The sequence below is a fragment of the Actinomadura sp. HBU206391 genome (genome assembly GCF_014323665.1).
Lineage (GTDB): Bacteria > Actinomycetota > Actinomycetes > Streptosporangiales > Streptosporangiaceae > Actinomadura_C.
Map to the genome: position 1 here is coordinate 19,567 of NZ_JABVEB010000023.1, position 20,904 is coordinate 40,470.

At 69.6% G+C, this 20,904-nt stretch carries 20 protein-coding genes and 1 tRNA gene; 12 read left to right on the plus strand and 9 right to left on the minus strand.

Features of this window, described 5'->3' with window-relative positions; translation table 11 throughout:
• Window positions 1–9 precede the first annotated feature (9 nt).
• Together HKK72_RS11320 and HKK72_RS11325 are read left to right on the plus strand one after the other, a co-directional pair.
• The gene (locus HKK72_RS11320) at window positions 10–1,299 is read left to right on the plus strand and encodes an aspartate aminotransferase family protein (protein ID WP_187234265.1); all 1,290 of its coding nucleotides are present in this window, start codon (window positions 10–12) and stop codon (window positions 1,297–1,299) included.
• 182 nt (window positions 1,300–1,481) lie between these two features.
• Window positions 1,482–2,051 (plus strand): hypothetical protein, encoded by a 570-nt coding sequence (locus HKK72_RS11325; protein ID WP_187234266.1) that lies wholly within the window; start codon window positions 1,482–1,484, stop codon window positions 2,049–2,051.
• Between the two features lie 11 nt (window positions 2,052–2,062).
• On the opposite strand, the gene HKK72_RS11330 is transcribed toward HKK72_RS11325, so the two are convergent.
• Window positions 2,063–2,839, minus strand: a complete 777-nt coding sequence (locus tag HKK72_RS11330; RefSeq protein ID WP_187234267.1) for an alpha/beta fold hydrolase — start codon at window positions 2,837–2,839, stop codon at window positions 2,063–2,065.
• 152 nt (window positions 2,840–2,991) lie between these two features.
• On the opposite strand from HKK72_RS11330, the gene kynU reads away from it, so the two are divergent.
• On the plus strand, window positions 2,992–4,200 hold the full coding sequence (gene kynU / locus HKK72_RS11335; protein WP_187234268.1) for a kynureninase: 1,209 nt from the start codon (window positions 2,992–2,994) through the stop codon (window positions 4,198–4,200).
• On the plus strand, window positions 4,197–4,940 hold the full coding sequence (locus HKK72_RS11340; RefSeq protein ID WP_187234269.1) for an SDR family NAD(P)-dependent oxidoreductase: 744 nt from the start codon (window positions 4,197–4,199) through the stop codon (window positions 4,938–4,940). The genes kynU and HKK72_RS11340 overlap by 4 nt, the downstream gene beginning before the upstream one ends.
• 34 nt (window positions 4,941–4,974) lie before the next feature.
• Here the strand turns inward: HKK72_RS11340 and HKK72_RS11345 are convergent, their stop codons facing one another.
• Together HKK72_RS11345 and HKK72_RS42100 are read right to left on the minus strand one after the other, a co-directional pair.
• Window positions 4,975–5,748, minus strand: coding sequence for a hypothetical protein (locus HKK72_RS11345; RefSeq protein ID WP_187234270.1), 774 nt, complete (start codon window positions 5,746–5,748; stop codon window positions 4,975–4,977).
• Window positions 5,745–6,428: a SigE family RNA polymerase sigma factor gene (locus tag HKK72_RS42100; protein ID WP_187234271.1), complete on the minus strand. Its 684-nt coding sequence runs from the start codon at window positions 6,426–6,428 to the stop codon at window positions 5,745–5,747. The genes HKK72_RS11345 and HKK72_RS42100 overlap by 4 nt, the downstream gene beginning before the upstream one ends.
• Before the next feature lie 555 nt (window positions 6,429–6,983).
• On the opposite strand from HKK72_RS42100, the gene HKK72_RS11355 reads away from it, so the two are divergent.
• From HKK72_RS11355 to HKK72_RS42105, 5 genes are all read left to right on the plus strand, one after another.
• A complete protein-coding gene (locus HKK72_RS11355; RefSeq protein WP_187234272.1) occupies window positions 6,984–7,754 on the plus strand; it encodes a GH12 family glycosyl hydrolase domain-containing protein in 771 nt (256 codons plus the stop codon).
• Window positions 7,755–7,874: 120 nt separating this feature from the next.
• Window positions 7,875–9,074, plus strand: a complete 1,200-nt coding sequence (locus tag HKK72_RS11360; protein WP_187234273.1) for an efflux RND transporter periplasmic adaptor subunit — start codon at window positions 7,875–7,877, stop codon at window positions 9,072–9,074.
• Complete coding sequence (locus tag HKK72_RS11365; RefSeq protein WP_187234274.1) at window positions 9,071–9,817, plus strand: ABC transporter ATP-binding protein; 747 nt, start codon at window positions 9,071–9,073, stop codon at window positions 9,815–9,817. The genes HKK72_RS11360 and HKK72_RS11365 overlap by 4 nt, the downstream gene beginning before the upstream one ends.
• Window positions 9,814–11,121 carry an ABC transporter permease gene (locus HKK72_RS11370; protein ID WP_187234275.1) on the plus strand — a complete coding sequence of 436 codons (1,308 nt, stop codon included), beginning with the start codon at window positions 9,814–9,816 and terminating at the stop codon, window positions 11,119–11,121. Before HKK72_RS11365 ends, HKK72_RS11370 begins: the two co-directional genes overlap by 4 nt.
• 129 nt (window positions 11,122–11,250) lie before the next feature.
• On the plus strand, window positions 11,251–11,949 hold the full coding sequence (locus tag HKK72_RS42105; RefSeq protein ID WP_187234276.1) for a DUF5666 domain-containing protein: 699 nt from the start codon (window positions 11,251–11,253) through the stop codon (window positions 11,947–11,949).
• A 39-nt stretch (window positions 11,950–11,988) separates the two neighbouring features.
• Here HKK72_RS42105 and HKK72_RS11380 read toward each other — a convergent pair whose 3' ends face one another.
• Window positions 11,989–13,371: a sensor histidine kinase gene (locus HKK72_RS11380; protein ID WP_187234277.1), complete on the minus strand. Its 1,383-nt coding sequence runs from the start codon at window positions 13,369–13,371 to the stop codon at window positions 11,989–11,991.
• Window positions 13,368–14,120, minus strand: a complete 753-nt coding sequence (locus HKK72_RS11385; protein WP_187234278.1) for a response regulator transcription factor — start codon at window positions 14,118–14,120, stop codon at window positions 13,368–13,370. Before HKK72_RS11385 ends, HKK72_RS11380 begins: the two co-directional genes overlap by 4 nt.
• A 268-nt stretch (window positions 14,121–14,388) precedes the next feature.
• Between HKK72_RS11385 and HKK72_RS11390 the strand changes: the two genes are divergently transcribed.
• Together HKK72_RS11390 and HKK72_RS11395 are read left to right on the plus strand one after the other, a co-directional pair.
• On the plus strand, window positions 14,389–15,903 hold the full coding sequence (locus HKK72_RS11390) for an alpha/beta hydrolase (RefSeq protein WP_315987187.1): 1,515 nt from the start codon (window positions 14,389–14,391) through the stop codon (window positions 15,901–15,903).
• A gap of 59 nt (window positions 15,904–15,962) precedes the next feature.
• Window positions 15,963–16,035 (plus strand) — tRNA-Thr (locus HKK72_RS11395).
• Window positions 16,036–16,106: 71 nt separating this feature from the next.
• Here HKK72_RS11395 and HKK72_RS11400 read toward each other — a convergent pair.
• The 3 genes from HKK72_RS11400 to HKK72_RS39815 form a co-directional block, all read right to left on the minus strand.
• Window positions 16,107–16,691, minus strand: coding sequence for a site-specific integrase (locus HKK72_RS11400; RefSeq protein ID WP_187234279.1), 585 nt, complete (start codon window positions 16,689–16,691; stop codon window positions 16,107–16,109).
• 291 nt (window positions 16,692–16,982) lie between these two features.
• A complete protein-coding gene (locus tag HKK72_RS11405) occupies window positions 16,983–17,738 on the minus strand; it encodes a hypothetical protein (RefSeq protein WP_187234280.1) in 756 nt (251 codons plus the stop codon).
• Window positions 17,739–18,029: 291 nt separating this feature from the next.
• Window positions 18,030–18,158 carry a DUF4259 domain-containing protein gene (locus tag HKK72_RS39815; RefSeq protein ID WP_222720583.1) on the minus strand — a complete coding sequence of 43 codons (129 nt, stop codon included), beginning with the start codon at window positions 18,156–18,158 and terminating at the stop codon, window positions 18,030–18,032.
• A gap of 663 nt (window positions 18,159–18,821) precedes the next feature.
• Between HKK72_RS39815 and HKK72_RS11415 the strand changes: the two genes are divergently transcribed.
• Window positions 18,822–19,400, plus strand: coding sequence for a dihydrofolate reductase family protein (locus tag HKK72_RS11415; protein WP_187234281.1), 579 nt, complete (start codon window positions 18,822–18,824; stop codon window positions 19,398–19,400).
• Window positions 19,401–19,750: 350 nt separating this feature from the next.
• Here the strand turns inward: HKK72_RS11415 and HKK72_RS11420 are convergent, their stop codons facing one another.
• Window positions 19,751–20,611 carry a hypothetical protein gene (locus HKK72_RS11420; protein ID WP_187234282.1) on the minus strand — a complete coding sequence of 287 codons (861 nt, stop codon included), beginning with the start codon at window positions 20,609–20,611 and terminating at the stop codon, window positions 19,751–19,753.
• Window positions 20,612–20,904 lie beyond the last annotated feature (293 nt).

The following is a 20,904-nucleotide window of genomic DNA, read 5'->3' on the forward strand; positions in this document are numbered from 1 at the left end:
GATCGCGGTATGGACCCACGTGCATCGCTCCTGATCCGCCCCGCCGGCGAGTTCGCACCCGACGTGATCGCCAGGGCCTCCGGCTCCTGGCTCGAGACCGTCGACGGCCGTCGCGTCCTGGACTTCACCTCCGGCCAGATCTGCGCCACGATCGGCCACAACCATCCCCGCATCGCCGAGGCGATCCGGCGCTCGCTCGACGACGTCTCCCACCTCAACTCCCGGCTGCTGTCCGAGCCGGTTCTGGCCCTCGCGGAACGGCTCGCCGACCTGATGCCGGCCGGGCTCGACCGGTCACTGTTCCTGAGCACCGGCGGCGAGGTCAACGAGGCGGCCGTACGGATGGCCAAGCTCGCCACCGGCGGCTTCGAGGTCGTCGGGCTGACCCACAGCTGGCACGGGATGACGTCGGGCAGCCAGGCCGTCACGTTCTCGGCCGGCCGGCGCGGCCACGGCCCGACGGCTCCCGGGATCTTCGCGCTGCCCGCGCCGTACGCCTACCGGTGTCCCGTACGGCACTGTGCGGGTACGTGCGACCAGACCTGTCTGGAGGTGGGGTTCGAGCTCTACGACCAGCAGTCCGTCGGCGCCCCGGCGGCGGTCATCGCCGAGCCGGTGCTGTCGGCCGGAGGCGTCCTGGTGCCGCCGCCCGGTTACTTCAGCCGGCTCATCGAGCTCGCCCACGAGCGCGGGATGCTGTTCATCCTCGACGAGGCCCAGACGGGATTCGGCCGGCTCGGGGCGATGTTCGGCATGGACGTCTACGACATCGTGCCCGACTTCGTGACCCTGTCGAAGACGCTCGGCGGCGGCATCCCGGTCGGGGCCGTCGGCACCACGGCGGAGATCGAGCAGGCCGCCTACGACAGAGGGTTCATGTACCTCACCTCGCACCAGGCCGACCCGCTTCCGGCGGCCGCCGCGCTGGCGGTGCTGGACGTGGTGGCGGAGGAGGATCTCGTGCGGCGGGCCGCCGCCCGGGGGGAGCGGCTCGGCCGGCATCTTCGCGAACTGTGCGAACGCCACGAGGTCATCGGCGACGTGCGCGGCATGGGCCTGCTGTGGGGCGTCGAGCTCGTCGCGGACCGGGACACCAGGCGGCCGGCGCTGGAGTTCGGCGACGCGGTGACCGACGCCTGTCACGGCTGCGGCCTGTCGCTCAACATCACCCGTGGCCGTTCGGGCGGCGCGACGGCCTGCCTGCGCATCGCGCCGCCGCTCACCGTGACCGACGACGAGATCGACACCGCGGCGGAGATTCTCGACCAGGCCCTGACCAGCACGCCCGCCCCGTCGTGATCTCTCAACACCGGCTGGCGCGCGGCCCGGCACCGACAAGATCGATATTGGTACATTTGCCCCCACATTCGTAGGAGCAGTGGCCGGTGCCCGGTCGTTGCCGGTCAGAGGCCGCCTTCCCGGCACCACCGAACCAGGGGGCTGTCGTGGTGAGGCGCCGTAGTCGTGGTGTAAAGATCATCTTGTCGCTTGTACTGACGGTGGTCGTCGTGATCGCGGCGCTCGGGGCCTTCGTGGGTGGCAGGACCGGGCTGGCCTACTGGCAGGGTCGCGGCGACTACGAGCTGGTCCCGGACGCCGTCTCGGTGCCGAAGTCCGGTGACGACGATGTGCATCGCCGGGTCGCCGCGATGCCTCTGCAGGTCAAGAGCGGTTACCTGCCGAGAGGCGGCGGATTCGACAGCAGCTCGTGGGCGATGTGGTCGCACGACCGGGTGGGCAGCGTGGACATCAAGTTCGCCAGGCACCGGGCCACGGCGCTGCGATCCGGGGCGGACGTCGCTGCGGACGAGCTGCGCAGGTCGCGCGCCCACAGTGCCGCCTACGTCCAAGTAACCCCTCTCTCCGGGCTGGGCGACGAGGCGTTCGAGGTGTTCGCCAATGGTGGGATCACGGTGAACGTCCGGATGCGCAACATCGTCTTGTTCATCGAGTTCACCGCGCGGACGGACCGAGCCGAGCTCCGGCGCGTCACCGGCACGCTCATGAAGACCTCGATCGGGATGGTCGAGAAGATCAACGCCCAGGCCTGACCGGAGCGTCGTCAGCGCAGGAAGCCTCGCACGAGGTCGACGAGTTCGTCGGGCCGTTCGAACAGCGCCAGGTGGCCGCTGTCGAGTTCGGCGTAGCGGCTGCCGGGGATGGCCTCGTGCAGCAGCCGGGCCCGTTCGACCGGCACGATCTGGTCCCGGGTCAGGCCGATCACGAGCGTGGGGGCCGTGATGGACGGCAGGAGGGCGGTGAGGTCGGCGCGCAGGTCCAGATCCACCTGCCGGGCGACTCCGGGCCCGCCCTGCACCGCGCCGAGTGCGAAGGCGACTCCCTCGTCACCGAGTGCACTGAGGTACGAAGGGCTCAGAGCCTGGTGCAGCGCCAGCCGCGCGAACAGGTCCGGATCGGCGCGCAGAACGTCCCTCCACAGCCCGAAGGTCAGGCGGTGGCGGGCGTCGTCCCCGTGCGGCCAGCCGGCGAGCAGCACGAGCCGGCCGACCAGCCCCGGTTCGCGGGCGGCGGTGGCGGCGGCCACGACCGCTCCGAGCGAGAAGCCGAGCACGTCCACCGGCCCGGTCACCGCGGCGCGGGCCGCGCCCGCGACCTGGTCGGCGAGGCCCTCGACGGTCAGGTCACCGCCGCCGTCGGTGGTCTCGCCGCTGCCGCTGTAGTCCGGCATGACCACCGTACGGTCGGCGGCGAACCGGTCGACGAGATGGCCGAAGTTCGTCTCGCCGCTGCTCGCGGTGCCGTGAACGAGCATGAGCCCCGGGCCCGAGCCGTCGACGCTGTAGTGGACCTCGGCGTCGGCGACGAGGACGCTCGGCATGGTGGCCTCCCACGGTGTCGGACGTGAACATCCCTGCGATCATCCGCGCGGCCGCCGGCGACCGCAAGATCACTGCGGATCCGACCGGGGGGCGGCTTGGCAGGGCCGGACGGGATGGTCGATCATCGATCTGTGCAACGAGGATTCTCAGCGTGATCGACCGGTCCGAGGCCGTGCTGCTCGACGAGCGGGATCCGCTTGCCGCCTTTCGCGATCGCTACATCGCCGGTGACCCGGGTCTGATCTATCTCGACGACAGCTCACTGGCCCGGCCGCTCAAGGCGACCCGGCGGCTGCTCGGCCAGGTTCTCGAGGACGAGTGGGCCGGCGGGCTCGTACGCTCGTGGACGCACTGGATCGACCTGGCACAGCGCATGGGCGACCGTCTCGGCGACGGGCTGCTCGGCGCCGCGCCCGGGCAGGTGGTGTTCTGCGACTCCACGACCGTCAACCTCTACAAGCTGTCCATGGCCGCGCTCACGGCGAAACCCGGGCGCCGGGTGATCGTCACCGACGACGGCAACTTCGCCACCGACCGCTACGTGGCCGAGGGCATCGCCGCCCGGACCGACACCGAGCTGCGGCTGGTCCGCTCCGATCCCGACACCGGCGTGGACCTGCGGGTGCTGCGGGACGCTCTGGACGACGACGTGGCCGTCGTCAGCCTGTCCCTCGTCGGCTACCGCTCCGGCGCGCTGCTGGACATGGCGGCCGTCAACGACATCGTGCACCGCGCCGGCGCGTACATGATCTGGGACCTCAGCCACGCGGCCGGGGTGGTGCCGATCGATCTCGACGGCAGCGGGGCCGACCTGGCTGTGGGGTGCACCTACAAGTACCTCGGCGGCGGCCCCGGTGCCCCCGCCTACCTCTACGTACGGCGCGAGCTGCAAGAGACGCTGCGGCAGCCGATCTGGGGCTGGTTCGGCCAGCGCGACCAGTTCACGATGGGGCCCGGGTACGACCCGGTGCCGGGCATCGAGCGGTTCCTGTGCGGCTGCCCGCCGATCATCTCCATGACCGCCGCCCAGCCCGGCATCGACGTGCTCGCCGAGGCCGGGATCGGCGCGGTGCGCGCCAAGAGCCTGCGGCTCACCGAGCTCATCCTCGAGCTGGCCGCCGACCGGCTGCCCGAGCTGCGGCCCGCCTCGCCGGTCGAGGGATCGCTGCGCGGGGCACACGTCACCTTCGAGCACCCGCAGGCCAGGCGGATGGTCGCCGAACTGGCCGATCGGCAGGTCGTCATCGACCATCTCGAGCCAAGCCGGCTCCGGTTCGGCCCGGGGCCGCTGTTCACCCGCTACGTCGACGTGTGGGACGCTCTCGACCGGCTGCACGCGATCGCGAAGGAGATCAGTTGAGGGCTGTACTCGTCACCGGGGCCTCGGGCGGCATCGGCGCCGCGATCGCGCACGCCTTCGCCGAGTCGGGCGATCGCGTCGCGGTGCACTACTCCTCGCGCCGCGAGGCCGCCGAGCGCGTGGTGGCCGAACTGCCGGGGGAGGGGCATGTCGCGATCGGCGCCGACATCGCCGATCCCGCACAGGCGAAGGAACTGGTCGACCGCTCGGCGAAGGCACTGGGCGGGCTCGACGTGCTCGTCAACAACGCCGGCGTGGAACGTCCGCACCCCGTCCTCGACGTGTCGTACGAGGAGTGGCAGCACGCCTGGGCGCACATCATCTCGATCAACCTGATCGGCCCGGCCAACGTCGCGTTCTGCGCCGTCCAGCACATGCGCGACCACGGCGGCCGGATCATCAACGTGTCGTCCCGCAGCGCGTCCAGGGGCGAGCCGGACCAGATCGCCTACGCAGCGGCCAAGGCCGGCCTGAACGCCATGGGCCAGTCGCTCGCGAAGGCGGTGGGCGGTCGCGGCATCGCGGTGACCACGGTCGCGCCCGGCTTCGTCGACGCGGGCATGGCGGACCCCATCATGGCGGGCCCGGAGGGCGACGAGATCCGGGCGCAGAGCCCGCTCGGACGGGTGGCGACCGCGGAAGAGGTCGCTCAGGCGGTGCTCTACTTCGCCTCGCCGGCCGCCGAGTTCGCCAGCGGCGCGATCCTGGACCTCTTCGGCGCCTCCCACCTGCGCAGCTGAGCGACCCCGCCCGACGCGCAGCCGAGAGGCGGGTTCAGAAACCGCCGTGCACGTTCGCCGTGTCACCGCGCTCGGCGGTGGCGGTGGCGGTGAAGGTGTCGAGGCTCCCGTCGCGGGTGCCGGGCGCGTGGTCGTACTGCACCGCGAAGGTGTACTTACCGGGTGGGACGGCCCGGCCGTGCTTCAGGACGAACCCGTAGACCACCGCCTCGGGCTCCTCGCGGACGGTGAGCTCGAAGTCCTCGCGCGGCAGGTCGTGCCACGAACCGGTCGATCTGACCGAATCGGTCCTGGCGACCCGTACCGACACCGCCAGCTCGACGAGCCGCCGCTTCGACCTGAGCGTGAGATTCTCCTGCGTCCAGTAGGCGTTGGGGTTCGGGGTCACCGCCCCCGACACGGTCAGGAACCGGTGCGTCGCTGACGAGCGCGGCGTCGCCGGAGAGGCCGAACCGGTCCGCGGCGCCGGAACGCCGGACGCGGCCGAGCCGCTCTCGCCGGTGCGCACGGTCGCCGCATGCGGTGCCGGTGACGTCGACGCGGAGCCGCCGGCGACCGACCCGGGCGGCGTGGAATCCCTGTGCCCGAGCCCCGAGAGGCCCTGCCAGGTGACGACCGTGATCGCCACGACGGTGCCGGCCGCGGCGAGTGAGGTCGCGGCCGTACGCAGCCGGGCACGCCCGCTGCGCGGACGCCCGGCGGCCTCGATCATGGCGCGCATCCGGGCGCTGTCGGGCTCGTGCCGGCCGGCTTCCCGCCGCAGGGCCGAGCCGAGCCACTCGGGGGTCTGGTCGCCGGAACGCATCATGACTCCCTTCCGTGGCCGGGGCCTGACGTGGTGTTCGCCGAACTCGGAGGCGAAGAGGCGGTTCTCGATGAAGTCGACCCAGGCGGGTCGAAAGGTTGCCGCCCGCCGGTGGCCGGGTCCGAAGCGGCTTGGCCTTCGGCGCCGGACGCCTCGTGCTCGGCGCGCAGCACCCTCTCCAGCTCCGCGACTCCCTTGGACGTCTGGCTCTTCACCGTACCGACGGAGATGCCGAGCAGCCGGGCCGTCTCCTGCTCCGACAGGTCGAAGGCGTGCCGCAACACGACGCACGCCCGCTTGCGCGCCGGGAGCCGCTGCAACGCCGCTCGCACGTCGATCGCCGTGGGCACGTCCGGTGCGTCGGTCCGCTCCTGCGCCATGGCTCTGACGACGCTGAGCTTCCTGCGTTCCCGGATCAGCCTGCGGACCCGGCTGCCGGCGAGGTTGATCACGATCTTGCGTACGTAGGCGATGGGCTGATCCGCGGACCTGACCCGGTCCCAGCGGCGCCAGGCCGCAGCGAGAGCGTCGGCCGCCAGATCGTCAGCGGCGTCGGCGTCCCCGGAAAGCAGATACGCCAGCCGGGCGAGTTCTCGATGATGCTGTTCGAAGAACCGGTTGAACTCTTCCTGAGCACTGTGGTCCTGAGCACCGTGGGCTTCAGCGCCGTCGTCGGATCTCACCAAGCGCACTCCTTGCGCGGTGTCTCCAGCGGCGGCGCCATGAGCAGGGCAAGTGGGACACGGGCGGCGCCACCGGACGGTGAGCGTAGCAGCACTCTTCGGCAGCAATGGGGCTGGACACAGTGCGTATGCGGCAGTGCCGGTTATTTCCAAGGTTTCTTGGGATTCAGGGCGACCGCTACCGGGTGTCGGCCCGTCCTGTCCCGCCCGTCCCCCGCCGCGAACCGCCCGAGAACCCGCCGCGCGCCCCGGGGCCGTCCTTCCGGCAAGGCCCCTGTGACGAGGTGATCGCGGGCCCGTCGGCCGACGCCCCGGGCGGCCGCCCGTCTGTTCCGGTCGCCGGACGAACCGTATGGTGAGAGGACGTGGACGAGGCGGCGAGGGCTCCATCGGGCTCCGTCTCCCTCGGCCCCGGCCGGCCCCGCGACCCAGCGGGCCGTGGTCTTCGAGAACAGCACCGTCACCGCGCCGGGTCGGCGCGTGCCGGGAACGGCGCACGGCGATCACCGCCGCCACCGGGCCCGGGTCGGCACTCACAGCCAGGGGGGCGCGCCCATGCGACTTCGTCGACTCCTGACCCGGGTGGCGCTGGCCGGGCCTCTCGCACTCAGCCCGCTGCTCGTGCCCGCGCCCCTGAGGGCGACCACCACCTGCGAGCGCGACGGCGCAATCGTCATGGGCAGGTACTGGCTCAACAACGACATCGAGGCGCCGGCCGGTTCAGGCTGGCAGTGCCTCTGGGACAACTGGCGTACGCGTACCGCGATCGGCTGGGGCACGAGCTGGAGCTGGAGCGGCCGGCCCGACACGGTGAAGGCCTTCGCGAGCAGCGTGCTCGGCTGGCGCTGGGGGTGGAAGGCCTCGACCGGTGGGCTGCCGACCCGGCTGTCGGACGACCAGGACGTCAAGACCGCGTGGCGATATCAGGCGCCCCGCTCCGGCTCCTTCGCCGTCGCCTACGACCTGTGGCTGCACGACGTGGCCAAGCCCGGCGCCGACTCGACGCCGACCGACGAGGTCCTGGTCTGGACCTACCGGTCGGGCGGCGCCGAGCCACTGGGCACCAAGGTCGGCACGGTGAGCGTCGGCGGAGACGGCTGGGACCTCTACGAGGGCGAAAAAGGCTGGCAGATCTACACCTTCGTCCGCACGACGAACACGTCCTCGGTAAAGCTCGACCTCGGAGACTTCCTCGACTATCTCCGGTCCAACCTCGGCCTGAGCCCCGCCAAATACCTCAGCGGCGTGGCGGCGGGTGCCGAGGTGTTCACCGGCTCGGGCCAGTTGAACACGACGTCCTACTTCACCAGCATCGCGCGGCGGTGAGCCGCGGCGGCGGGGCGCGGCGGTGAGCCGCGGTGATCAGCCGCGGCGGGGCCGAGATCTCATAGAACTCTCATGAAGCCATCACCGTTACCCAAGCGGCGACCCCCACGCTCAGGTGACATGAAATTCCAATACAAGCGCCGAAATGTGCTGGTCAATGGCACATTGGGCGTCTTGCTGGCCGCAGGGGTCGGCATCGCCTATGTGACCCTCGCCGGTGACGGCGACAGCGCCGACGCGGCGACGCGGTCGACGCAGGTCACGCGGGGCACAGTGGAGCAGTCGGTCTCGGCCGCGGGGGCGGTCGAGAGCGCCGAGACGCGATCACTGAGCTTCGGGGCCTCCGGGACGGTGAGCAGGGTCAGCGTCAAGCCGGGGCAGAAGGTCGCCAAGGGCAAGGAGCTCGCGCGGCTCGACCGCACCGAGGCACTGGAGAACCTCGCGGCCGCCAAGGCCAACCTGGTCGTCGCCGAGGACGCCGACACCTCCACCGCGCAGGGTTACTCCGCGTACGTGTCGGCGAAGAACGCCTACAACAGCGCTGTGCGCCAAGTCGACGGCACGGTGCTCAAGGCGCCGTTCTCCGGCACGGTGACGGCGGTCAACGGGACGGTGGGCGGCTCGTCCGGCGGCTCCGGCTCCTCGACCTCCGGTTCCACCGCGTCGGGCGGCTCGGGCACGAGCGCCGGAAGCTCGTCTTCCTCCTCCGGCTCGTCCTCGGGTTCATCCTCGAGCGGCTCCACCGGCACCGGCTTCATCGAGCTGGCGAACACCTCCAAGCTGCAGATCGAGGGCAGCTTCACCGAGGCCGACACCACCAAGCTGAAGGCGGGCCAGGCGGCGACGGTCTCCTTCGACGCGCTGACCGGGGTCACCGCCGAGGGCAAGGTGACCGCGATCGACCCGGCTCCGACGACCACCGACAACGTCGTGCGGTACGGCGCGACGATCACGCTGACCGGCACCCTTCCGAAGGTGCGCCTCGGCCAGACGGCGAGCATCCAGATCGTCGTCGCCCACGCCGAGAACGTGCTGTACGTCCCGTCCGCCGCGGTGCGCACCGCGGGCGGCCAGAGCACCGTGACGGTACGGGAGAACGGCCGTCCGGTGGTCAAGACGGTCGAGATCGGGGTTGCGGGCGCCCAGGGCACGGAGATCAGATCCGGGCTGGCCGAAGGCGAGCAGGTCGTCATCCCCATCACCACGGGCAGTACGGGCGGCGGCTTCCCGGCGGGCGGCGGCGTGCTTCGCGGAGGCGGTCAGGGCCGTCTGCTCGGTGGCGGTGGCGGTGGCGCCGGTGGCGGCGGAGGACGCCCATGAGCGCGGCCGCGCCGCCGGTCCTGGACGTACGGCAGGTGACCAAGGTGTACGGCGCGGGCGACACGGCCGTGCACGCGCTGCGGGGCGTTTCGCTGGTCGTGGAGCGGGGCGACTACGTGGCGATCATGGGGGCCTCGGGGTCGGGCAAGTCGACCCTGATGAACATCCTCGGCTGCCTGGACGTGCCGACCACCGGCCGCTACCGCCTGGACGGCACCGATGTCGGCCGCCTCGACGAACACCGGCTGTCGATCCTGCGCAACCGCAGGATCGGCTTCATCTTCCAGTCGTTCAACCTGATCCCCCGGATGAGCGCGCTCGCGAACGTGGAGCTGCCGCTGGCGTACGGCGGAGTGGCGAAGCAGCCCCGGCGTCGGCGCGCGCTCGTGGCGCTCGAGCAGGTCGGGCTGGCGGACCGGGTCGATCATGAGCCGAACGAGCTGTCGGGCGGACAGCAGCAGCGCGTGGCCGTGGCGCGGGCACTGGTGACCGCGCCCGCCCTGTTGCTGGCCGACGAGCCGACCGGCAACCTCGATACGACGTCGACCGTCGAGGTGCTGCGGATCCTCGACCGGCTCAGCCTGGCCGGGCGCACCATCGTGATCATCACGCACGAGAACGATGTCGCCGCCCACGCCAAACGGATCATCCGCCTCGTGGACGGCCGGATCGTCGAGGATCGGCGGCAGACGCCCGTCGCCGGCGACCCGCCCCGGCCGGCCTATGCGGAGAGCGCTCGATGAGCGCGGTGGAGGTGCTGCGGTTCGCGCTGCGCGGCCTCTCGGCCAACAAACTGCGCAGCGCCCTCACCACCCTCGGGATCCTGATCGGCGTCGGGGCGGTGATCCTGCTGGTCGCGGTCGGCAACGGCTCGTCGGTGCAGATCAAGGAGAGCATCCAGCGCCTGGGCGCCAACTCGCTGACCATCACGAAGTCCACCACGGGCGGCGGCTTCGGTGGTCTCGGCGGGCGCGCCGGCCGCTTCGGAGGCGCCCGTGGCGCCGGTGGAGCCGGAGGTGCGGCGGGGCAGCAGCAGAGCAGCGGTCCCCGTACTCAGGCGCACGATCTCACCCTCGCCGACGCCCAGGCCCTCGCCTCGGGTGGGGAGGCACCGTCGGTGAAGAGCGCATCGCCGGTGGTGAACGCCCAGGGCGCGACCGCCACGTACGCCGGAACGAGCGCCACCATCAACCAGTTCGTCGGCACGTACCCGACCTACTTCACCGCGGCCAACAAGACGATCGCGCGCGGCTCCTCCTTCACCACCGACGACGTGGCGAGCGGGCGCAAGGTCGCGGTGATCGGCAGCAGCCTGGCCGACGACCTCTTCGGGACCGTCGACCCGCTCGGCAAGCAGATCAACGTCGGTGGCATCCAGTTCGTGGTCACCGGGGTGCTCGAGGAGTCCGGCTCCTCGTCGTCCAGTTTCCAGGACGCCGACAGCGTCGCGATCGCGCCGCTGCCCGCCGTACAGCAGAGCCTGACCGGGTACGGAGGCCTCGACCAGATCGTGGTCGAGGCCAAGACCTCCGAGGTCGTCGACGCGGCCCAGAGCGAGGTGACCGCGATCCTCCAGCAGCGTCACGACATCACCGGCGCGGCGGCGGACGACTTCCAGGTCATGAACCAGGCGAGCGTCCAGTCTGCGGTCGGCGAGGCGAGCCGGACCTTCACCGTGCTGCTCGGAGCGGTGGCGGCGATCAGCCTGCTGGTGGGCGGCATCGGCATCACGAACATCATGCTGGTGACGGTCACGGAGCGGACCCGCGAGATCGGCGTCCGCAAGGCGATCGGCGCGCCCAAGGGCGCGATCCTCGGCCAGTTCATCGCCGAGGCGACCGTTCTGAGCCTGGTGGGCGGGCTGGCCGGCGTGGCCGCCGGGGTGATCGGCGCCCAGTTCACCATCGTCGGCGTCACACCGGTGATCGTGCCGTCGTCGATCCTGCTGGCCCTCGGCGTCTCGGTCGCGATCGGGCTGTTCTTCGGCAGCTATCCCGCGAGCCGCGCGGCCGGCCTGCGCCCGATCGAGGCCCTGCGGCATGAGTGATCCGCCCACCTGCGACCCGACTGATCCATCCCCGTACGACGCGTACGACCCGACCGACACCGGCCCAGGAGCCGTCAGAGCCGCCGGTGCGTCAGCGGACGACCCGACCCGACCGAGGAGAACGACGACGTGAGCACCAAGAGGCACAACCCGGAGCCGGACCGGGAGCCGGACCGACCGGCGTCCGCCGAGCATGGCAACCCGGCCGAGACGGCCGGTCCACGCGACCTGGACGTACTGGCCACCTCCCCGTTCGACGACGATCTCGAGGACGAACTGGCGGCCCGGCCGCGGCGAGCCAGGCCACCGGGGTTGACGCTCTGCCTCGGCGCCGCGCTCGTGGCGGTCGCCGGGTTCGTCGCAGGCATCCAGGCGAACCGGATGTGGGGCGACGACTCCTCCCGATCACAGGTGGGCGCGGTCGCCGGTGCGCCGCAGGGGCAGGCGGGCGGTCAGGGCGGGCAGACCGGCCGGCGGTTCGGCGGCCAAGGCGGCCAAGGTGGCCAGGGAGGTCAGGGCGGCTTCGGCGGTCAGCCCGGAGGGCAGGGCGGCCCCGGCGGGATCACCGCCGGCACCGTGCAGAAGGTGAGCGGTGACACGATCTACCTGCGCACCGCGAACGGGCAGGACGTGAAGGTCACGACGAGCGGATCGACCACGGTTCGGGTGACCAAGGACGGTTCCCTCCAGGACCTGAAGTCCGGGGCGACCGTCGTCGTACAGGGCACTCCCGGCCAGGACGGCGCGGTGACCGCCACGAACATCACCGAGGGCGGCGCGCTCGGCGGCTTCCGGCAGCGGATGGGCGGCGGCGGGGGCACCCCGTGACGGCCGGTACCTGATCACAGCCGTGCCCGGGGTGGCCGATCAGGCGGACGGCGACGTCTGATCGGCCGTCTCGGGCAGGCGCATGCGGGCGAGCGTCCCGCCGCCAGGGGCGGGCTCCAGTGAGATCCGGCCGCCGGCCTCGCGCACGACGAGGGCGACGATGGACAGCCCGAGGCCCGAGCCCGGCAGGCTGCGGGCCGAGGGCGAGCGCCAGAACCGGTCGAAGACGTGCGGAAGGTCATCGGGGGCGATGCCCGGCCCGTGGTCGCGTACCGTCAGCTCGCCGTTCCGCAGGCGCACATCCACCACGCCGCCGGGCGGGCTGAACTTGACGGCGTTGTCGAGCAGGTTCATCACGGCCCGTTCCAGCTGGCCCGCGTCGCCCCGTACCCGCCATGATTCGACCGAGGCGTCGATCCGCAGGCCGAGGCCGCGCAACCTGGCCCGCTCGACCGCATGGCCGACCACCTCGTGCAGCTCCACCACCTCGGTCGGCCGTGCCGTCTCGGCCGGCCTGGCCAGTTCGAGCAGGTCGCCGACCAGGCTGGACAGCTCATGGAGCTGTGCCTTGACGCTGATCAGCAGCCGGTGCTTGGCGTCGGCGGGAAGGTCGCGGCCGGCCGCCTCGCTCCGCAGCAGCAGGTCGATGTTGGTCCGCAGGCTGGTCAGCGGCGTGCGCAGCTCGTGGCCCGCGTCCGCGATGAGCGCGCGCTGCCGGTCCCGCGAGGCAGCGAGCGCACGGGTCATCGTGTTGAACGAACTGCCCAGCCGGGTGATCTCGTCCTTGCCGTCGACCGGGATGAACGTGTCCAGGTCCTCGGTACGGGCGATGTGCTCGACGACGTCGGTGAACTCGTCCACCGGCCGCAGGCCCGCGCGGGCGATCAGCAGCCCGGCCGTCGCCGCGCCGAGCACGCCGAGCAGCGAGACGGGGATGAGCAGCAGGGCGAGGTTGTTCAGCGAGCTGCGCACCTCGCGCAGGGGCAGCGCGATGGAGATCGTGACGCCGCCCAGCGTGCGGCGGGTCAGGATGCGCATGGGGGCGCCCTCGGTCGTGACGCCGTTGCGGAAGACCTCCGCTCGTTCGCCGGTCGCGACCTGGACGTCGGCGTGACGGACGACGAGCGCCTGCGGAGAGCCGGGGATGGTGCACCGGGTGCCGTCGGGCCGTACCAGCTGCGCGGTGTAGCGCAGCGGGTTTGGCCGGATGCCCTCAGTGGTGCTCGGGCTGCAGTGGCGGATGGCGCTCACGATGTCGTCTGGACGCCCTGCCGGGGTCTGGGTGAGGGTCTGGTCGAGCTGCCGGTAGAGCTGCCCGCGGGTGAGCAGCCAGCTGACCGCCGCGCAGGAGGCCACGGCGACCGCGACCGCCACCGCCGTGAGCAGGGTCAGGCGCGCGCGGAGCGTCAGCCGGCGGGTCATGGAGTGGCTGCCGCACGCAGGACATAGCCGATGCCCCGCACCGTGTGGATCAGCCGGGGCAGCCCGTCGACCTCGGTCTTGCGGCGCAGGTACATCACGTACACGTCGAGGGAGTTGGAGGCCGGCTCGAACTCGAACCCCCACACCGTCTGGAGGATCTGCTCCCTGGTGAGGACCTGGCGCGGGTGGAGCAGCAGCATCTCCAGCAGCGTGTACTCCGTGCGGGTGAGGTGCAGGCGCAGGCCGGCCCGGGTGATCTCGCGGGTCACGGTGTTCATCCGCAGATCCTCGAAGGCGAGGACCTCGCCTTGATCGGCGTCGGAGGCGTCCCGGGAGGCCGCCGCCGCGCTGCGCCGCAGCAGCGCCCTGATGCGCGCCAGCAGCTCGTCGAGCTCGAACGGCTTGCCCAGGTAATCGTCCGCGCCCGCGTCGAGCCCGGTGACACGGTCGCCGACCATGTCGCGGGCGGTCAGCATGAGCACGGGCGAGGTGCGGCCCTGCGCCCGCAACCGGCGGCAGGCCGTCAGCCCGTCCATGCGCGGCATCAGCACGTCGAGCACGATGATGTCCGGCTCCTGGCGCTCGATCTGCTCCAGAGCGGCCACGCCGTCGCTCGCCTCGACGACCTCGTAGCCCTCGAACACCAGGCTGCTGGTCAGCGATTCGCGTACGGCCGGCTCATCGTCGACCACCAGCACCCGGGCACGCCGCTCCGGCTCGCCCGAGGCGCCGGCCTTCCGGGTATCCATGGAATACCAAGCTAACCGGGCGATTCGCCTATTCGGTCCACTGGTGGGAGAGCAGGTGGCTTTTCATCGAAGTCTCATGAACTATTGACGGAACCCTCAGCCGCTCGCTCGCCCGACGGGCGGGTGGTGTGCGTATCCGGCCGGGGTGGCGACCGAGCCGGCGGTCAGGACGGGAAAGGTTCGGTCCGCGATTCGGCTGGATGTTCGGAGACTACGGTACGAGTATGAATAATCACAGAGAGAACACGCCCGGTTGAGGGGGAGTCTGGTGAAGTCACTTCGTAGGATGGTCGTCGCGGTGATCGCAGCGATGACGGCGAGCGCATGTACCGCCACGGGTGGTGCCACACCGGTGGCGTCGCCGCCGTTGGAATCGTCTCCGGGCCTGCGGCAGTTCTACGAACAGAAGTTGTCGTGGTCGGACTGCAAGGACGGGTTCCAGTGCGCGACGCTGAAGGTGCCCAAGGACTACGGCAACGCCGGTGACGGCCAGTTGGGCATCTCGATCATCCGGATGCCCGCCCATGACAAGCGCCAACGGATCGGGTCGCTGGTGACCAACCCGGGCGGCCCCGGCGGCTCCGGGGTGAAGTTCGTGCGCGAGTCGGGACAGGCGTTCGGCAAGGCACTGCGGGACCGTTTCGACATCATCGGGTTCGACCCTCGCGGGGTGGGCGAGAGCGACCCGGTGCGCTGCCTCGATCCCAAGGAGCTCGATCGGTACTTCGCCACGGACTCCTCGCCCGACAACAGCGAGGAGGAGGCCGCCCTCGTCACGGTCGGCAAGCGGTTCGCACAAGGTTGCGAGACCAAGGCCGGCAGCACCCTCCCGCACGTCGGCACGGTCGATGCCGCCCGGGACATGGACGTGCTCCGCGCCGCGCTCGGTGACGAGCGGCTGTCGTTCCTCGGCTTCTCGTACGGCACCTATCTGGGGGCCTTCTACGCCGACCAGTTCCCCAAGAACGTGCGGGCCCTGGTCCTGGACGGCGCCGTGGATCCGAAGCTGTCCTCCGACGACATCAACCTCGAGCAGGCCAAGGGCTTCGAGACCGCCCTGCGCGCCTTCGCAGCCGACTGTGTGAAGACCCCGAACTGCCCGCTCGGCACCGGCAGCACGGACGAGGCCCTCAGAAAGGTCACCGCCCTGCAGCAGCAGGCCGACCGTAAACCGTTGAAGAACACCACGGGAGACGGCCGCCAGGTCACCGAGGCCCTGGCCACCTTGGGGATCGCCACGGCGCTCTACAACAAGCAGAGCTGGCCGGCGCTGCGGGTGGCTCTGAAGCAGGCCATGAACGGCGACGGCAGCATGCTCCTCAGGCTCGGCGATCTCCTGGTGGAGCGCAGCGAGGACGGCCGTTACACGAACCAGACCGAGTCCAACATGGCGATCAACTGCGTCGACAAGCCGTACCCCGCCAACCTCAAGGCGGCCCAGAAGGTGGCCGAGGAATCCAAGAAGATCGCGCCGCGCTTCGGCCCGTTCGTGGTCTGGGGCAGCCTGCCGTGTACCTACTGGCCGGCCAAGACCACCCAGGAGCCCAAGGCGCTGGCCGCGAAGGGAGCCGCCCCGATCGTGGTCGTCGGCACGACCCGCGATCCGGCCACTCCGTACAAGTGGGCCGAGAACCTGGCGAGCGAACTGAGCTCCGGCCGGCTGCTCACGCTGGACGGCGACGGGCACACCGCCTACCTCCAGGGGAACGACTGCATCAGCCGGGCGGTCGAGAACTACCTGATCAAGGAACAGGCCCCTCGGGAGGGGGCGGTCTGCCGATAACCCATGTGTGGAGCGCCGCCCGGAACCGGTAGACTCTTGCCGCTGTCCGAGGACGGCGTGCCGCCTTAGCTCAGTCGGCAGAGCGATTCACTCGTAATGAATAGGTCATCGGTTCGATTCCGATAGGCGGCTCCGCACCGCGAAGGCCCCTTCCGATCTTCGGGAGGGGCCTTCTGCTACCGAGTGAGTGACCAACTGAGTGACTAGGGCTCCGAGAGCTCCTGAGGAAAGATCTCGTCCATCGCTTCGGCGGCGGCCAGGAGGACGGGCCGGATCTGCTTTCGGTAGACCTTCTCCGTAACGGTCGTTCCGGTGTGACCGACCAGGCGGGAGATGTCCTCTAGTAAAACACCTGAGTCCCAGAGCAGCGAGACGAAGCTGTGGCGCATCTCGCGGGGAGTCCATGCCGTAACGTCAAGGTCGGTCTTGCTCAAGACGTTCCGGAAGGCTCGGAGCACGTTGTTCGGGTTGCGCTCAGTGCCCACCCGTGAGGCGAAGACGAGATCATGATCCTGCCATCGTGTGCCTGCGGCCTTTTGGTGGAGCTCCTGGAGCTGACGATGGAGTTTCAGCGCCTCCACGCATCGCGCGGGCATCGCCAGTGTGCGCCGGGATTTCTTGGTCTTGGTGTCCCCGCCGGTCCGTACCGAGTGCCACACCATGATGGACGGCGGAACGGGTGGTTTGGCATCGGGCCTGCCGTCGAGATCCACGTGCGACCAGGTGAGCGCGCGAAGCTCCTCAGTACACGTGCCGATGAGCAGCGACAAGACGATGTAGGCATACATCGACGTCCCCTCGGCCGCAGCTGGAACGGCCGCCGAGGGCGGGGTTGCGTGGGTTGCGAATGTGCGGGTGATTGCCCCCGCTGCATAATTGTCCGCGTCGGTCAGGAGCTGCCAAGGGCGCCTACGGCGTCGCTACGCGATCTCCGACCCTTGACAGAACCTGCCCGAAAGTCGCGGAGTCTGCAGCTATCGAGGGCAGGGAGGGATCCGGGGCTGATCGCCGTGCCAGGTGGGCAACTGCGGGCGGCTGTGTGCTGAGCCGCTCGGGCCGAGCCGGATCAGATCGCGTCATCAGGCCTTCCACGTGCCGAGAGCCTGAGCCAGGTGGTCGCTCTGCGTTCGGGTGATGCCTTGTGCGAGACGCATGCCGCAGCGGGGGCTCATGACACCGTCGCACAGGAGAATGTCCGCGAACGGCGGCTCGGCTCCGCTCAGCGGTGACTCGCCTGGGACGGCCCAGTGGGCCGGTTCCCACATGGGGTTGTCAAGCAGCAGTTCCGCCGTGCGTGGGGCTGTGGCCGCAGGCGCGCCCGCCGCGATGAGCGCGGAGGCGATCGTGGCTACGGCGTTCGTGGGCAGGTCCGCGTCGCCGAGGGCGGGCAGCAGGAGCAGTAGACGGGCGGATGGCTCATGGACGCCCTCTCCGGACGGTCCGGGGGTGTTGGCGATGTGGATCAGCTCCTGCCAGGACAGTCCCGGACCCGCCTGATGTCCGTCGATGGTGGCCAGGTAGCCGAGCCGGCCCCAGTCGGGGTGAGTGATGAAGTACTCGGTGCCCCAGTCGTCGGGGAAGTTGCGTTGCACCACCACAGCGGTATGTCCTCCCCCGAAGGGGACGCGAAACACCGGCCAGTTTTCCTCATCGTTCAGGGCTTCGTAGGCAGCGCCGGCATCGGCTGCGTCCGCGCCGAACCACTCCTCATCTGGTTTCTCGAACTCGTCGTCCTTGCCGGTCAGCCACATCAGGTAGGCGGCCCAGAAGCCCGGGTGCGAGAGCAGGTGCTCTCCAGCAACCAGTGAGTCGTCGTCGTATCCGTTGATCAGCACGGCGCCAGAATGCCAGCCCGCTCCGACAATGCGACAGGCAGGATGGTTCTGCGCGAGATTCGCGCCACCTCCCGTGCCACAGCCGTGCCAGATAGGCCAGCGATCCACGGGGACTCACGGGGAGCTGGGGATCAAAAAATGAGACAGCTGATCGAGTGCCTGGACGGCGAGCAGTTGCAGGTCGGCGGGCAACTGTTGCAGAGGTTTGTCGGGCCGTAGATTGGGTCGCTCGGCTCGCCGTTGGGGCATTGGGCAGCGACAAGCGCGGCGGCGGCGACCGCGGTCTCGCTGTCAGCTGTCAGCTGTCAGCAAGGCTTCTCGTATGGCCACTGGCCGTTCGTCTTCGGTGAGGTCGTCCAAATTGCCAGCGAAGTCCGCAGCCGTGTCGTTGTCGAATGGACCGATACCCCAGGTGCCCATGTTTGCTTCCTTGTCTGATTGTGATCAGTGTATTGGGCCGCATGACTGGCACCACCTGGGGGCTGGCGTTTCGCGTGGGCCGAGTGACGAACTGGGTGACAATCGTGGCTGACGAACGTGGACTCTCGCGGACAGTCAGGGACGGTATGGCCAGGCAGACATGAGGACTGCACTGGGTCGCTGTCTTCCCGATCTTCCCTCGTAATGAATAGGTCATCGGTTCGATTCCGATAGGCGGCTCCGCACTGCGAAGGCCCAGGTCAGGGTGCTGACCTGGGCCTTCTTCTTGACGGCTGTGACCTCAGCCCACACCTGCCGCAGACCGGCAACTTGAACGCCCGAAGGGACATCTCCCGGCCCTCGCCCTGGTCGACTGGCGGTGCCACGGGTCCGACAAAGCGTTGCATCCCGCGACGCGCCGTCCCCAGCCGCTGGCTCGACGCCGCCGGCGCGTGATCGGGCCGTGAACCGCTCGCCCAGCGTCCAGCGAGGGGAGTGGTGTGCCCGGCGGGTCGATCGCATCTCCGTACGAAAGCCCAGGTCGGCGGTCCGCTGTCATCGACAACTTGAGATTTCTTGACAAATTTAATTTTCGGTGAGAGAGTTCAGTCATCGCCAAGCCGCCAGGCAGAACGGCGGTCGACACTAGGAAGAGGCATCGACATGCGCACTCTGATCTACACCGCGTTCGTCTCGCTCGACGGCGTCGTCGACTCCCCCGGGGGCGGAGGCGCTGAGACCCACCGCAGTGCCGGCTGGACATTCAAGGACATCGAGTTTGTGGCGGATGCCTACGAGATCAAGGGCCGGGAGCAGGAGGAGGCCACGGCCATGATGCTGGGCCGGGCCAGCTACGAAGCCTTCAGTCCCGTCTGGCCGGGCGTGGCCGAGTTCGCCGACTACAAGGTGATGCCGAAGTACGTCGTTTCCACCACGCTCGGCGAAGCCGACCTCGTCGACAACTGGGGCGAGACCACGATCTTGCGCTCACCCGACGAGGTCGCGAAGCTCAAAGAGACCGACGGCGGTCCGATCATCATCCACGGCAGCGCCACTCTCTGCCGGAACCTCTCCGACGCGGGGCTGATCGACCGCTACCACCTGCTGGTCTTCCCAGTGCTCCTCGGCGCCGGAAAGCGCATGTTCAGCGCCACCGACAAGAGCCTGCAGAAGCTCAAGGTCATCGAGAGCGAGACCTACCGCAACGGCATTCAGAAACTCGTCTACGACGTGGTCCGCTGAGGGTCGCACCGCAGCGCCGCACACTCCAAGCGGTACTGGTGCGCGGACTCAAGAAACAGACTCAAGGCGGATTGACGGCACCGCCTGCGCCGCCCCGGAAGGGATGCCGGAGACCTCGTCCGGGAACTATGAACTCGGGCAGGTACGCCCGGCCATCCAGAGATCCATCACGATCGCTCGGATACGTGGTGGATCTTTGGATGGCCGGGCTACGTGCATTGGCAGAGCGAGTGGGCTTCATCCGCTGGCTGCGTAGAGAAGGTCGCACAGCCCGGGGAGTTCCTCCCGATCGCCACACCAGACGAGCCGCAGGTTCAGGTCAGCACTGGCCGTGAACCTCTTGCTCGGCCTCAGCGTCCCTTCAGGGCAAGAGGCGACCAGCGTTGGGCGAGAATCTGGATCTTCCCTTTGCCCTTTGGCGGAACGTAGGCGAGGATCTCCTCTCGCTCCAGGCCGGTGTACGACTTGCTGATCAGGAGCTTGCCGAGGAAGGCCCTGGCCTGATCGCCGTACGACGCGACGGTGAAGGTGATCTTCCGGTTTCCCTGATTGCGGGCCGCGGTGGCGAAGTCGACGGCGCACCAGACCAGCGCACCTCCTGACGTGGTGCGGACGGCGTAGGTGGGGTGGGCCGACGCCCGCGGCCGGTAGTAGCCCTTCCAGTTGAGCTTGGGGAGCACCTCGCGGTTCGTGCGGACGTATCGAAAACGTGCGGTCAGCAGCCCTGAGAGCCGGAATTGCCTGGCATTGGCGCTGCGAGTGCCGCGGGAGAGGACATCGGCGTACGAGGACGCCAGCCGGTCGGGGGGTAGCACAAGCCCGGCGTCGCCCGGCGGCACCACGTCGGGTACGTCCGCGACGCGGATGCTCTTCCCGAGAGCAAAGGTCGAGCCGGCGGCCAGCGGCACGTAGGCGGCCTGCCAGGGAGCTCCCGCACTTTTCTGGACGAATACCGGTACGTCCCGGCTGACCGGGCCGGAGCCGCGGAAGGCGAGCGCGGCGAAGAACCAACGGGGATAGCCGGTGAACGCCGGAGTCGCGCCCGAAGGGGCGGTGTACCGGCGAGGTTGGATCGGCCACTTGTTGGCCCGGTAGTACGTGTACTGGGCGGACCGCATCTGCAGTGCCGATGCCGTCTCCGCCAGCGTCGCCCGCCTGCGATCAAAACGCCGGTTCGCCAGGTTCATCGTCGTCGCATAACGGGTGATCACCTGCTTCGCCTCGGGCGCTGACAGGGCGCGGACCGGGGTCGGCCGCGGCGACGTTGCGGCGGGCGACCGGGTCGGTTCGTCCCGGCTACATGCGGCCAGACCGGACACCACCAACGCGGAACATACTGTTATGCCAAGAAATTGGCGAAGTAGCCCATCTGAAGGCAGATATTTAATCATTGGGGGAGTTTGTCATATCCAGCCACGTGCATCAGCACAACGGCCGACCACGGCCTCAGGGAGCAGCCTCAGCGGTGTTCCGCTCGAATATTCGGTTTCATGCTGTGAATGGG

What these genes read in the sequence shown, in the direction of transcription:
- HKK72_RS11320 (WP_187234265.1), top strand. Translation starts at nt 10, where the DNA reads ATGGACCCACGTGCATCGCTCCTGATCCGCCCCGCCGGCGAGTTCGCA.
- HKK72_RS11330 (WP_187234267.1), bottom strand. Translation starts at nt 2,839, where the DNA reads ATGCCGAGCGTCCTCGTCGCCGACGCCGAGGTCCACTACAGCGTCGAC.
- HKK72_RS11345 (WP_187234270.1), bottom strand. Translation starts at nt 5,748, where the DNA reads ATGATGCGTTCCGGCGACCAGACCCCCGAGTGGCTCGGCTCGGCCCTG.
- HKK72_RS11355 (WP_187234272.1), top strand. Translation starts at nt 6,984, where the DNA reads ATGCGACTTCGTCGACTCCTGACCCGGGTGGCGCTGGCCGGGCCTCTC.
- HKK72_RS11360 (WP_187234273.1), top strand. Translation starts at nt 7,875, where the DNA reads ATGAAATTCCAATACAAGCGCCGAAATGTGCTGGTCAATGGCACATTG.
- HKK72_RS11365 (WP_187234274.1), top strand. Translation starts at nt 9,071, where the DNA reads ATGAGCGCGGCCGCGCCGCCGGTCCTGGACGTACGGCAGGTGACCAAG.
- HKK72_RS11370 (WP_187234275.1), top strand. Translation starts at nt 9,814, where the DNA reads ATGAGCGCGGTGGAGGTGCTGCGGTTCGCGCTGCGCGGCCTCTCGGCC.
- HKK72_RS11380 (WP_187234277.1), bottom strand. Translation starts at nt 13,371, where the DNA reads ATGACCCGCCGGCTGACGCTCCGCGCGCGCCTGACCCTGCTCACGGCG.
- HKK72_RS11385 (WP_187234278.1), bottom strand. Translation starts at nt 14,120, where the DNA reads ATGGATACCCGGAAGGCCGGCGCCTCGGGCGAGCCGGAGCGGCGTGCC.
- HKK72_RS11400 (WP_187234279.1), bottom strand. Translation starts at nt 16,691, where the DNA reads ATGTATGCCTACATCGTCTTGTCGCTGCTCATCGGCACGTGTACTGAG.
- HKK72_RS39815 (WP_222720583.1), bottom strand. Translation starts at nt 18,158, where the DNA reads ATGGGCACCTGGGGTATCGGTCCATTCGACAACGACACGGCTGCGGAC.
- HKK72_RS11415 (WP_187234281.1), top strand. Translation starts at nt 18,822, where the DNA reads ATGCGCACTCTGATCTACACCGCGTTCGTCTCGCTCGACGGCGTCGTC.